The sequence below is a fragment of the Staphylococcus gallinarum genome (assembly GCF_000875895.1).
Classification (GTDB): Bacteria; Bacillota; Bacilli; order Staphylococcales; family Staphylococcaceae; genus Staphylococcus; species Staphylococcus gallinarum.
Window position 1 is genome coordinate 1 of the sequence record NZ_JXCF01000152.1, and the last position, 241, is coordinate 241.

Sequence of the window (241 nt, forward strand, 5' to 3'; positions counted from 1 at the left end):
TTGGTCTAGTTTAGAAAAAGTAAAAGACCAAGCAATGATTTATATGCTAATTCATGAAGAAAGTACATGGGGTAAATTAGAAAGACGTACAAAAAATAAATACAGAGAAATGTTAAAAAGAATTTCAGAAATTGATTTAACGGACTTAATGAAATTGACTTTAAAAGAGAATGAAAAACAATTGCAAAAGCAGATTGAATTTTGGCAGCGTGAATTTAGATTTTGGGAGTGAAAAAACAAT

At 27.8% G+C, this 241-nt stretch carries 1 pseudogene; it reads left to right on the forward strand.

The annotated features are described in order from the left end of the window. Positions 1 to 232 (forward strand): annotated as a pseudogene (locus SH09_RS13855) (replication initiation factor domain-containing protein); the annotation flags it as partial. Positions 233 to 241 lie beyond the last annotated feature (9 nt).